Below are 12,391 nucleotides of genomic sequence, written 5' to 3' on the forward strand. Positions count from 1 at the left end.
GTATAGGGTTAAAACGTTTTGTCTCGGAGGGACGATGGTTGACTTCCACGAAGACCCCGGGCCGGGCTCCGGACGGCGGGCGCCACGCGCGGACTTCCTCTCCGACGCGCCACGCCTGTCGCTCAACGGCCGGTGGCGCTTCCGGCTCTCCGGCACGGCCGAGGGCACGGGCCCTTCGCTGCCCGACCCGGCGCTCGACGACACCGGCTGGGAGACGATCCGGGTGCCGTCGCACTGGGTGCTGGAGGGGCACGACCGCCCGCTCTACACCAACACCGCCTACCCGTTCCCCATCGACCCGCCGCACCTGCCCGAGGGCAACCCCACGGGCGACTACCGCCTGCGCTTCGACCTGCCCGTCGACCTGCCCGTCGGCTGGCCCGTCGGCTGGCCCGGCGGCAGGGCCGTGCTGCGCTTCCAGGGGGTGGACTCCTGCGGCACGGTCTGGCTGAACGGCTCGTTGCTCGGCCACTCGAAGGGGAGCAGGCTGCCGTTCGAGTTCGAGGTCACCGGGCTCGTCCGGCCGCGCGGCAACCTGCTCGCCGTACGCGTGCACCGCTGGTCGTCGGGCAGCTACCTCGAGGACCAGGACATGTGGTGGCTGCCGGGCATCTTCCGCGACGTGGAACTGCTCGCCCGCCCCTCCGGCGGCATCGACGACTTCACCGTCCGCGCCTCCTACGACGCCTCCGACGGCTCCGGCACCCTCCTCGTCACCGCCGACGCCCCCGGCCTGGTCGAGATCCCCGAGCTGGGGCTCGCGGTCGCCACCGGCGAGGAGGTCACCGTCCCCGGCGTCGAACCGTGGAGCGCGGAGCGCCCGCGCCTCTACCGCGGCACCCTCACCGCGGCAGGGGAGACGATCGACCTCCCGATCGGGTTCAGGACCGTCGAGATCGCCGGCGGGCGGCTGCTGATCAACGGGAGGCCGGTCCTCTTCCGCGGCGTCAACCGGCACGAACACCACCCGGAACGCGGCCGCGCCCTCGACCGCGACACCATGATCCGCGACATCGTGCTGATGAAGCGGCACAACGTCAACGCCGTGCGCACCGCCCACTACCCGCCGCACCCGGAGTTCCTGCGGCTGTGCGACGAGTACGGGCTGTGGGTGGTGGACGAGTGCGACATCGAGACCCACGGGTTCATCTACGCCGGCTGGGAGGGCAACCCGCCGGCCGAGCCGATGTGGCGCGACGCCCTCCTCGACCGGGCTCGGCGCATGGTCGAACGCGACAAGAACCACCCCAGCGTCGTCATCTGGTCGCTGGGCAACGAGAGCGGGAGCGGGCCGGCGTTCGGCGACATCGAACGGTGGATCCGGGCCCGCGACCCCGGCCGGCCGCTGCACTACGAGCGCGACCCGAGCTACCGGCACTCCGACTTCCACAGCCTCATGTACCCGTCGCTGGACGACCTGGAGCGCATCGGGCGGCGCGAGGAGGACCCGCCGGACGGGGTCGTGCCGGAGTCGGCCGACGACGTGCGCCGTCGCGGGCTGCCGTTCCTGCTGTGCGAGTACGTCCACGCCATGGGGAACGGGCCCGGCTCGCTGGCCGACTACCAGGCGATCCTGGAGTCGTACGAGCGGTTCTGCGGGGCGTTCGTGTGGGAGTGGATCGACCACGGGCTGACGGGGCACGACGCGCAGGGGCGCCCGTACTTCCGGCACGGCGGGGACATCGACCACCAGCCGAACGGCGGGCGGTACTGCCTGGACGGGCTGCTGTTCCCGGACCGCACGCCGTCGCCGGGGCTGGCGGAGCTGCGCAAGGCGATCGAGCCGGTCGGGATCGCGGTGGACGTGGGGGCGGGGGAGGTGGTGGTCGCCAACAAGCACGACCTGATCGACCTCGGGCACCTGGAGTTCCGGTGGTGGGTTGAGGTGGACGGCGTCCCCGCGTCGGAGGGGGGCGTGCTGCGGGTCCCCGGGTGCGGGCCGCGGGAGACGGTGCGGGTGCCGTTGCCGGCGGTCGCGGTCGCGGCGGATGGCGAGACGTGGATCACGATCGAGGCCGTCCTCGCCACCGCGACCGGCTGGGCGCCGGCGGGCCACGTGGTCGCCTTCACCCAGTCCCGCCTCGGCCCCCCGACCCCTTCGCCCACCGCCCTCGCTGCTCCCCAGCCGGCGGGCGGAACGGCGGATGGCCTTGCGGGCGGCCCGCTGCCGGGCGGCATCGCGAGTGATGCGGCAAGCGCCGTGGGCCGTGCGCCGGGGGGCGGTGGCGGGGTGCGGGTGGGTGGGGCGGTGTTCGATCGGCGGAGCGGGCGGTTGGTCCGGCTGCACGGGGTCGAGGTGGACGGGCCGGTGCTGGACGTGTGGCGGGCCCCGACCGAGAACGACCGCGGCCAGGGCCCCAGGAACGCGCTCGCCGCCGACTGGGAGGCCGTGGGGCTCGACCGCTTCCTGCACCGGACCGGCGCCCTCGAAAGCCCGGACGACCGCACGCTCGTCGTCCGCGGCCGCAGCGGCCCCGCCACCCGGACCCTCGGGTTCCGCACCACGTACACCTGGCAGTGGCGCGACGGCGCGCTGCACCTGCGGATCGAGGCCGAGCCCGTCGGCGACTGGCACGACACCGCGTACGGCCACCTGAGCGTGAGCCCGCCGCGCATGGGCGCCAGGTTCGCCCTGCCCGGCGGCTACACCGACGTCACGTGGTTCGGGCGGGGCCCCGGCGAGTCGTACGCCGACAGCCGGGACGCCGCGCGGGTGGGCCGGTTCGCGCGGGCGATCGACGCGCTCCAGACCCCGTACGTGGTGCCGCAGGAGAACGGCAACCACGTCGAGACCCGCTGGCTGGAGCTGTCCGGCCCGGGGCTGCCGACCCTGCGCGTGGACGGCGAGCCGCACCTGGACTTCACCGCCCGCCGCTGGACCAGCGAGGCGCTGCAGGCCGCCGGCAGGCCGCACGACCTGCGCGACTCCGGGCGCGTCTGGCTCAACCTGGACCACGGGCAGCAGGGCCTCGGCAGCGCCTCCTGCGGCCCCGCCCTGCCCGAGCGGTACCGGCTGCCGGTCCGCCGCTACTCCTGGTCGATGACGTTGACCGCCTGAGAGGATGTTTCTCGCATGACGAAGTTCGACTTCTGCCCGTGGCTGTACTGGGACCACGCGACCGAGGAGGACCGCCGCGCCCAGGAGAGCCACCTGGAGGAGCTGCGGACCAGGTTCGACCTCAAGGCGGGCAAGGTGTTCGTCTCGCCGCTGGCGGCCGTGCACGCCGACCGCCTGCGCATGGGCGACCACTGCTACATCGCGGCCCACGCGTACGTCACCCACGACGTCGTCATGGGCGACGACTGCACCGTCAACCCGTACGCCGTGGTGCGCGGGAACATCGTGCTCGGGAACGCCGTGCGGATCGGCGCGCACACGTCCCTGCTCGGCTTCAACCACGGCACCGCGCCCGACCGCCCGGTCTTCCGCCAGCCGACCACGTCGAAGGGCATCCGGATCGGCGACGACGTGTGGATCGGCTCGAACGTGGTCGTGCTCGACGGGGTGACGATCGGTGACCACGCCGTCGTCGGCGCGGGCGCGGTCGTCACCAAGGACGTGCCCGCCTGGGCCATGGTCGCGGGCAACCCGGCCCGCCGCATCCGCGACCGCCGGAGCCCAGCGGGCGGCGGGCCATCCGCGGCCGGCTCGGGGGGCGACCTGGAAGGGCTGCTCGCCGGGTTCGCCGCCCGCGCCAGGGAGCAGGCGCAGGACGTGCTGGGGCGCTGCTGGACGGGGGAGCGGTACGTGGACCGCCCGGATGCCCCGCCGACCGTGCGCGCCTGGTGCGACGCGGTGGAGATCGCCGACCTCCTCCTGGACGGCCCGCTCCCGACGCCGGCGCGGGAGGAGATCGTCGCGTTCCTGCGGGACCGCCAGGACCCGGCCACGGGCCTGGTCCCCGAGGTCGACGCCTCCGAGCCACCGTCGCTGGACGGGATCAGCGCCTATCACGTGCTCTGCGTCGGCTACGCCCTCGACCTGCTCGGCACCCGGTTCCGGCACCCGGTCCACGCCGTCGCGAACGTCGACTCGCAGCAGTTGATCGCCTCGCTCGACGCCCTCGACTGGGAGCGCAACGCCTGGACGGCGGGCTCGTGGGTGGACGCGTTCGGCACCGGTCTGCACCGCAACCTCGCCGACTTCGGCGTGCGCGGCGAGCTCGAGACCCTGTACGGGTGGCTGCTCACCCGCTGCAGCCAGGCCCACGGGATGTGGGGCGAGCCGGACCCGGACGCGGGCTGGCTGCAGGTGGTCAACGGGTTCTACCGGCTCACGCGGGGGACGTTCGCGCAGTTCGGGGTGCCGGTGCCGTACCCGGAGCGGGCCGTCGACACCGTGCTGGCCCAGGCCCGCGACCCGCGCTACTTCGGCCCGGACACCGGCAACGCCTGCAACGTGCTCGACGTCATCCACCCGCTGTGGCTGCTGGGCAGGCAGACCCGGCACCGCCGCGAGGAGGGCGCGGCGTGGGCGAGGGAGCACCTCGTCCGGGCGGTCGGCGGCTGGCACGACGGGGCGGGCCTCAGCTTCGCCCTGACCCGGGGGAGCGGCGCGGCCCGCACGCCGGGGCTGCAGGGCACGGAGATGTGGCTGGCCATCATCTGGCTGCTCGCCGACTACCTCGGCGTCTCCGACGCGCTCGGCTACCGCCCCCGGGGCATCCACCGCCCGGAGCCGGCGGCGCGCCTGCCCAGACCCGGCCGCTGACCGGCCGCGCCGAGCAGCACGCGCGGTTCGAGCGCGGCGGCCATCGCCCGGTGGCCCGCCGCGCTCGGATGCAGGTGGTCGCCGCAGTCGTAGCGGGGCAGCAGGCGGCGAGGGGCGGCGGGGTCACGCAGCGCCGCGTCGAAGTCGGCCAGCCCGTCGAACACGCCGCCGTCCCGTACGAACGCGTTCACCGCCTCCCGAGCCCGCTCGCCCCCGGCCGTGTGGTACTCCGCGCCCGCGAACGGCGGGAGCGTGCCGCCGATCACGGCCACCCCGGCGGCGTGCGCCCGCTCGACGATGCGCCGGTAGGCGGCGACCAGCGGCTCCGCCCGCGCCCCCGCCCCGAGGTCGTTGACGCCCGCCAGCAGGATCACGGCGCCGATGCCCGGCTTGGCCAGCACCTCGGCCGCCAGCCGCTCCTCGGCGTGGCGGCCCGTCCCGGCGGCCAGCACCCGGCCGCCGGACACGCCCTCGTTCACCACGGCGAGCGGCCACGACTCCAGCAGGGCCCGGTCGGCGAGGAGGTCCGGCCAGCCGTGACCGGTCTCGGAGCCGACCCCGGTCGTGATCGAGTCCCCGAGCACCGCCACGGCCGACACCGGCTCGGGCGCGGTGACGATCAACGCGTCCAGCCAGTGCCAGACCGCCACCCCCTCGACGTACGCGGCCCCGCTCTCGTCGGCGGCGTGGTCGCCAGGCAGCGACCGGTAGGCCGGGTCGTCCGGCGGGGCCGTGGCCCGGTTGCGGCCGGTCAGGACGCCGCCGTCGCCCCGCAGGTGCAGGCTGACGGCCAGGCGCTGCCGCGGCGCCACCAGGCCGGGCAGCGGGTCCCCGAGCGCGGTCGCGCCCGGGGCCAGCGTCGCCTCCGGCCGCCCGCCGAACGTCACCCTCCGGTTCGACCCCGGCACCAGTGCCGCCCCGGAGCGCGGGACGCCCACGCGGACGTGCCCGAACGTCACCGGCCGGTCCCCGAGCGCGTTGGTCAGCCGCACCCGCAGGCCAGTCCCGCCCGCGCCGGTCCGCACCAGGTTGCGCACCGTGAGATCGCGCAGCCCGGCCCCCGCCCGCTCGGCGGCGGCCGCCCACGTGGTCACCGGGCGGCCTTGCGTCATCGCTCCCACGCCGCGGTGAACTCGTAGCGGCCGGACGCGACCCGGCACACCAGCGCCTCGCCGTCGATTTCACCGGTCACGGGCGCCACCCGGCACACCAGTGCCTCGCCGCTGACCTCGCCGGTTACGGGCGCCACCCGGCACACCAGTGCCTCGCCGTCCCCCTCACCGGTCACGGGAGTGCCGGACTCGCGGACCGACGCCGGATCGGTGGTCGGCACGTACACCGTGGCCTCGGCCCCGGGCGGGATGCGGACCTCCAGCCGGAGCGTGTTCCCGTCCACCTCCCACCGGCTGGCCAGCCGCCCCAGCGGCGTGTCGTACGAGGCCGCGGCCCACCGGAGCCGCCCGCCGGGCAGCGGCCGGACGACCGGGCGGCGGAACCCGACGGACCCCTCCTCCTGCCCGATCCCCGCGACCCCGCCGTACAGCCAGGCCCCGACGGACCCCAGCGCGTAGTGGTTGAAGGAGTTCATGGCGACGGGGCCGAAGCCGCCCTCCTCCGTCCACCCGTCCCACCGCTCCCAGATCGTGGTCGCGCCCCGCTTGATCGAGTACCCCCACGACGGGTAGCGGTCGTCGTGCAGCAGCGAGTAGGCCAGGTCGTGGTGGCCGTGCGCGGACAGGACCGGGCCGAGCAGCCCCACCCCGGCGAAGCCGGTGGTCAGGCGTCGCCCACGCCGTTCGAGGTCGGCGACCAGGTGCCCGACGGCCGCGGGGACGAGGGGCTCGGGGATCAGGCCGTGCGCGAGGGCCAGCAGGTAGCCCGTCTGCGTGTCGCCCGTGACGCGGCCGTCCGCCGAGACGAAGGCCCGGACGAAGGCGTCCCCGATCCTCGCACGCAGCCCGGCGTAATGGGAGGAAGCGGCCACGTCGCCCACCACGGCGGCGGCCTTCGAGGTCAGCTCCGCGCTCAGCGCGAAGTACGCGGTGGCCATCACCTCGCGCGAGGTCCGCACGCCGGCCTGCAACCAGTCGCCGTAGTGGCTGCCGGTCCGGTTGCGCCAGATCAGGTCGGGGTTGTGGCGTTCGACGTGGTCCACCCAGCGCCGCATGCTGGGCAGGCTGTCGCGTAGCACCCGCTCGTCCCCGTACACGCGGTACAGGTGCCACGGGACGACGGTGGCGGCGTCGCCCCAGCCGGGCGTGCCGTGCCGCTCGGTCATCACGTGCGGGACCACGTCCGGCACCGCGCCCTCGTCGGTCTGCGCGCACCGCAGGTCCGCCAGCCAGCCGGTGAAGAACGCGGCCACGTCGGCGTTGTAGCAGGCGGTCGGCAGGAACACCTGCGCGTCGGCGGTCCATCCGAGGCGTTCGTCGCGTTGCGGGCAGTCGGTCGGCACGGAGACGAAGTTGCCGCGCTGGCTCCAGCGGATGTTGCTCATCAGCCGCCGCACCATGTCGTCCGAGCAGGAGAACTCGCCCGCGACCGGCGTGTCGGAGTGCAGCACCCGCCCCACGACCTCGACGTCCGCGTGCCCGCTGACCTCGACGTACCGGAAGCCGTGCACGGTGAAGCGCGGCTCGAACGTCTCCACCGGCGCCCCGGCCGCCACATAGTGGTCGGTGGCCTCGGCCGAGCGCAGGTTGGCGGTGTAGAGGCCGCCGTCGTCGTCCAGCGCCTCGCCGTGGCGCAGCGTGACCCGGGCGCCCTCCGGGGCGCCGCGCAGCACCAGGCGGACCCGGCCGGCGATGTTCTGGCCCAGGTCGACGATGGTACGGCCGCCGACCGGCCGGACGGCCACCGGGACGAGGTCCTGGGTGACGCGGACGGGCTCGGCGGCGGACGGGACGAGGACGTCGTGCGCGGTGTCCACGACCCCGGCGGGGGCCCAGGAGGTGTCGTCGAAACCGGGCAGGTCCCAGCCGGGCTGTTCGAGGCGGGCGTCGTACCACTCGCCCATGAGCAGGTCGGCGTGGCGCAGCGGCCCGGTGCTCTCCCGCCAGCGCCCGTCGGTGCCGACGACCGTACGGGAGCCGTTCTCGTGCTCGGCGACGAGCTGGACCAGCAGCTGCGGGCGCCGGCCGTACCGCTGCGCCTGCTGCCGCATGTCCCAGCCGAGGCTGCCGGACCACCAGCCGTCCGCGAGGATCGCCCCCACGCAGACGGGACCGTCGCCGGCCAGGTCCGTGACGTCGTACACCTGGTACGGCACGCGCTGCCGGTAGTCGGTCCAGCCCGGCGTCAGCTCGCCGTCGCCGACCCGGTGGCCGTTGACGCGCAGCTCGTACAGCCCCCGGGCGCTGCACGCGATCCGCACGGCGGTCGCCGGGGGCAGGTCGAGCACGCGCCGGAAGTACCGGGGCGCGGGCAGGCCCGCGGTGCGGGCGGAACGCGGCTCGCCCTCGTCGGTGGGCGGCTCGAACGGCGGCTCGGTCTCGGGATCGTGACCGATCCACGCCGCCACCCACTCGTCCTGGTGCATCACCCCGGTGTCGAACCACGACTCCGCCGCCCCGCCCGGCCCCGTCTCGATCCGGGTCTCGACCTTCCAGGTGTAGCGCGTGAACGACGCCAGCGGCGCGCCACCGTAGTCGGCGCTGACGTCCTGGCCCTCCACCCAGCCGCTGTCCCACACCAGCGCGCCACGCGCGTGGACCCGGATCCGGTACGCCTCCTGCGCGTCGCCGCGCCGGTCCGAGGCCAGCCGCCAGCTCAGCCGGGGCACGGGCGTGCCGATGCCGAGCGGGGTGGCGCGGTGCTCACAGCGCAGGTCGTACGGCCGCAGCGCCGCGCCGGCGGGCACCTCGGGCAGAGACCAGTTCACCATTCCCACTCCTTCGCCGGCCGGGCCGGCGTGTAGTCGCGCCGGGGCGCGGTCGGATGGATCTTGCGCCCGCTGTACATCGGCCGGGCGGTCCCCTCCGGGCTGATGCCGATCACGTCGTCACCCCGCCAGCGCACGCGGTACTCCCGTCCCGCCGCCACCTCGGTGGTCGCCGTCTCCGGCACGGGGAACGTGACCGTGACGCGCTCGCCCCGCCGAGGCGCGGGGATCGACAGGTAGCCGTCCGCCGCCCACGCCCCGGCCTGGGTCCCGTCGAAGCCCCCGCTCTCCCGGGCGACGCGCACCTTGGCGTACCCGGCCCAGTCGGGCACCCGCACCCGCAGCTCGCGCAGGTCCTCGTGGACGTCCAGGTCGACGCGGCCCTCGTGGGGGAGGTGGCTGAGCACGGTGACCTGCCGGGTGGCCCGGGTGAGGAGCAGGTTGACCCGGACGGCGCGGGGATCGGCGGTGACGATCGAGTTCCAGCCCCAGAACAGGCCGCGCACCCCCGAGCCGACGCAGCACGCCTGCACGTCGGCCGTGTGCCCGCGGCCCAGCTCCACGTCGCAGACGTAGTCGTTGGGGGCGCCGTACCCGGCGAAGGCCCCGCGTACCCGCTCGCCCACCCGCACGTGGGTGACCCAGCCCGGCTCGTCCCCCGACGCGTCGGGCGCGGACTCCACCCAGCTCAGGTCCAGGAGCTGCGACTCCACGAGGTGGTTGCGCAGGAACCGCTCCACCACGCCCCAGTACGCGGTGTGCCCCGACCCGGCCAGCGTGGTCCCGGTGCCGATCAGGTCCACCAGGGAGCAGCTCTCGTGCTCGTAGCGCTGGTCGGCCAGGTCGCCGGGCGTCCAGCCGAACGCGGTGGCCTGCCCGAGGGCCCAGTCGTAGGAGCGGCGGACGTACGCGGTCAGCTCGTGGTCGCCGACGTGGCGGGCGTAGCGGGCGAGCCCTTCGAGCGTGCCGAGCCGGGTGTGGAAGTGGGCGCTGCGGTACGCGCGGGCGGGGTTGAAGGAGCCGTCCTCGTTGAAGACGCCGCTCTTGTGCACGATCAGCCGGGCGAACCAGGCGCACAGCTCCAGCGCGTCCTCGTTGCCCGTCGCCTGGTGGTAGCGCAGCAGCGGCATGACGAGCCGGCCGCTGAACGAGGCCGGGTCGGGGGCGAGGTGCAGCGCGATCGCGTTCGGCGAGGGCCAGCCGCCGGGGGTGTACTCGGAGGCGGGGTAGAACCACACGTCCCGCTCCTTGATCGCGATCCGCTTGAGCGCGGCCACGTGCCGGTCGGCCAGCCTTCTGGCCTCGGGGTCGCCGTCGGAGACGTACCAGGTGGTGAGCGACAGCAGGACCGCCCGCTGGTCGATGAGGTTGGCGTTCGCAGGCCAGCCCACCTCGGGGCGGGCCAGGCGGTAGCTCAGCCCGTCGTCGCCGAAGAAGCCGATCAGCCGCCGCCTCAACCCCTCCTCCACCTCCCGCCAGGTGTCCTTGCCGGTCATGTGGCGGGCGAGCACGCAGGCGTCGAGGAGCCGTCCGTGGCTGGAGCCGTAGTCCCAGTCGCCGTGCCGCAGCGCCGCGGGGCGGGCCAGGAGGTCGGCGCTGAAGTACGGGATGCCGTCCATGTCCTGGTCGGGCAGTCCGGCCACCGCGTTCATCGCCAGCTCGGCCCGTTCTTCCAGCAGCACCGTGTCGGGGATTTGGGGCATGGGCGTCCCTTCGCATAGATATTCAAGCATGCATAGACGTCCCCTCAAGCCTCCTTCGTCCCTCCCGCCCCGTCAAGGTGCCGGTTGTGGTCCCTTCTCGCGCCCCTCCCGAAGGACGGCAATCCGGTCGGCGGGTGCCCGGATGCACGGCCGATATGGGCATAAATATTCGGCTCTTGTTGGATATATGGACCTGAGGCAGGATGAGCAGCATGAGCGATGATCGGATGTCTTCGGTCGTACGGCCCGGCCCCGACGCGGCGGTGACCCTGCGCCCCCTGGCGGGCGCCCGGGTCGAGGGCGGGTTCTGGGGCGCGCGGCAGCGGGTCAACCGCGAGGTCACGATCCCGCTGGGCGGCGAGCGGGTGCGCGAGTCCGGCGCGTTCGACAACCTCAGGCTGGCGGGCCCGCATCGCGGCAAGGTGTTCGCCGACTCCGACGTCTACAAGTGGCTGGAGGCGCTCGCCTGGGAGCGCGGCCGGGCCGACGACGACGACCTCGCGCGGCCGTACAAGGAGGCGTCCGAGCTGGTCGCGGCCGCCCAGTGCGACGACGGCTACCTGCACACCCACACTCAGCTCACCGGCGCCGGGCGCTACTCCGACCTGGCCTCCAGCCACGAGCTCTACTGCGCGGGCCACCTCATGCAGGCGGCGGTGGCGGGCAGCCGGGCGGTCGGCGACCGTACGCTGCTGGGGGTCGCCACCCGGTTCGCCGACCACCTGGCGGCGGCGCTGGCCCCGCACGCGCTCGACGGCCATCCCGAGGTCGAGATGGGCCTGGCCGAGCTGCACCGGGAGACCGGCACGCGCGCGTACCTGGACCTCGCCGCGCGCCAGGTCACCGCCCGCGGCCACGCGCTCATCCCGCTCAAGGGCCACCACGGGCCCGGCTACCGGCAGGACCGGGTGCCGGTGCGCGAGGCCGTCACGGTCGAGGGGCACGCGGTGCGCGCCATGTACCTGGCCGCCGGGGCGGCCGACGTCGCCGTGGAGACCTCCGACCTCGAACTGCTCGCCGCCCTGGAGCGGCAGTGGCAGGACATGGTGGCGACCAAGACGTACCTGACCGGCGGCCTCGGCTCGAACTGGTACGGCGAGGCGTTCGGCGGCCACCACGAGCTGGCCCCGGACACCGCCTACTGCGAGACCTGCGCGGCCATCGGCAGCGTCCAGTGGTCGTGGCGGATGCTGCTGGCCACCGGCGCGCCCGGGTTCGCGGACCTGATCGAGCGCACGCTCTACAACGCCGTCCTGCCCGGCGTCTCGCTCGGCGGCGACCGCTTCTTCTACGTCAACGCGCTGCGCGTGCGCGCCGGCGCCGACCCCGACGACCTGCGCTCGCCGGCGCGCGGCCGCCAGGACTGGTACGGCACCGCCTGCTGCCCGCCCAACGTGATGCGCCTGCTCTCCTCCCTCGACCACTACCTCGCCACCGGGGACGGCGACGGCGTCCAGCTCCACCTGTACGCGCCCGGCACCGTGCGGGCAGGCTTCGTGGTGCTGGAGGTGGCGACCGGCTACCCGTGGAGCGGCCGGATCGAGATCACCGTCAGGGAGACCCCCGACCGGCCGTGGACGCTCTCGGCCCGCATCCCCGCCTGGGCCGACGCCGCCGGCGTGGACGACCGGCCGGCCGAGCCCGGCACCTACCACCGCGTCCGCAGGACCTGGCGGCCCGGCGACCGGATCGTGCTCGACCTCGGGATCCGGCCCCGGCTGACGGTGGCCGTGCCCCGGCTGGACGTGGCCCGCGGCCAGGTGGCCGTCGAGCGCGGCCCGCTCGTCTACTGCCTGGAGCAGGCCGACCACCCCGGGGTCATCGTGGACGACCTGTGCGTGGCGGGCGCGGACCTCCGCGACGGGACCGCCGTCACCGGCCTGCCCGCCGAGGTGGTGCCGGTCATCGCGCGCGGCCGGGCCCACGTGCACCGGGAGGAGGACGGCGGCTTCCCCTACCGCACCGCCGCCGCCCCCCGCGAACCGGAGCACGCGGGCCCGGTCGACCTCACGTTCGTGCCGTACTACGCGTGGGCCAACCGGGGAGCGGGGCCGATGACGGTCTGGGCGCCGATGCACGGCTGACCGCCGCCCGCGC

Annotated in this window: 6 protein-coding genes; 3 read left to right on the top strand and 3 right to left on the bottom strand. The window is 74.7% G+C overall.

The window, feature by feature from the left end; all coding sequences use genetic code 11:
* The first annotated feature begins 34 nt into the window (after positions 1-34).
* Together HD596_RS28130 and HD596_RS62130 are read left to right on the top strand one after the other, a co-directional pair.
* Positions 35-3,058 (top strand): glycoside hydrolase family 2 TIM barrel-domain containing protein, encoded by a 3,024-nt coding sequence (locus HD596_RS28130; protein ID WP_185072316.1) that lies wholly within the window; start codon positions 35-37, stop codon positions 3,056-3,058.
* 15 nt (positions 3,059-3,073) lie between these two features.
* Entirely contained in the window at positions 3,074-4,711 is a 1,638-nt protein-coding gene (locus HD596_RS62130) for an acyltransferase (protein WP_185072317.1), read from the top strand.
* Here the strand turns inward: HD596_RS62130 and HD596_RS28140 are convergent.
* Genes HD596_RS28140 through HD596_RS28150 form a run of 3 tightly spaced genes read right to left on the bottom strand, consistent with a single transcriptional unit; the run spans position 4,648 to position 10,294 of the window.
* A complete protein-coding gene (locus HD596_RS28140; protein WP_185072318.1) occupies positions 4,648-5,823 on the bottom strand; it encodes a GDSL-type esterase/lipase family protein in 1,176 nt (391 codons plus the stop codon). The genes HD596_RS62130 and HD596_RS28140 overlap by 64 nt on opposite strands.
* Positions 5,820-8,594, bottom strand: a complete 2,775-nt coding sequence (locus HD596_RS28145; protein ID WP_185072319.1) for a family 78 glycoside hydrolase catalytic domain — start codon at positions 8,592-8,594, stop codon at positions 5,820-5,822. Before HD596_RS28145 ends, HD596_RS28140 begins: the two co-directional genes overlap by 4 nt.
* A complete protein-coding gene (locus tag HD596_RS28150; RefSeq protein ID WP_185072320.1) occupies positions 8,588-10,294 on the bottom strand; it encodes a glycoside hydrolase family protein in 1,707 nt (568 codons plus the stop codon). The genes HD596_RS28145 and HD596_RS28150 overlap by 7 nt, the downstream gene beginning before the upstream one ends.
* Positions 10,295-10,506: 212 nt before the next feature.
* On the opposite strand from HD596_RS28150, the gene HD596_RS28155 reads away from it, so the two are divergent.
* Complete coding sequence (locus tag HD596_RS28155; protein WP_221519547.1) at positions 10,507-12,378, top strand: glycoside hydrolase family 127 protein; 1,872 nt, start codon at positions 10,507-10,509, stop codon at positions 12,376-12,378.
* Positions 12,379-12,391 lie beyond the last annotated feature (13 nt).

The organism is Nonomuraea jabiensis (assembly GCF_014204795.1).
Classification (GTDB): domain Bacteria; phylum Actinomycetota; class Actinomycetes; order Streptosporangiales; family Streptosporangiaceae; genus Nonomuraea; species Nonomuraea jabiensis.

What these genes read in the sequence shown, in the direction of transcription:
- HD596_RS28130 (WP_185072316.1), top strand. Translation starts at nt 35, where the DNA reads ATGGTTGACTTCCACGAAGACCCCGGGCCGGGCTCCGGACGGCGGGCG.
- HD596_RS62130 (WP_185072317.1), top strand. Translation starts at nt 3,074, where the DNA reads ATGACGAAGTTCGACTTCTGCCCGTGGCTGTACTGGGACCACGCGACC.
- HD596_RS28140 (WP_185072318.1), bottom strand. Translation starts at nt 5,823, where the DNA reads ATGACGCAAGGCCGCCCGGTGACCACGTGGGCGGCCGCCGCCGAGCGG.
- HD596_RS28145 (WP_185072319.1), bottom strand. Translation starts at nt 8,594, where the DNA reads ATGGTGAACTGGTCTCTGCCCGAGGTGCCCGCCGGCGCGGCGCTGCGG.
- HD596_RS28150 (WP_185072320.1), bottom strand. Translation starts at nt 10,294, where the DNA reads ATGCCCCAAATCCCCGACACGGTGCTGCTGGAAGAACGGGCCGAGCTG.
- HD596_RS28155 (WP_221519547.1), top strand. Translation starts at nt 10,507, where the DNA reads ATGAGCGATGATCGGATGTCTTCGGTCGTACGGCCCGGCCCCGACGCG.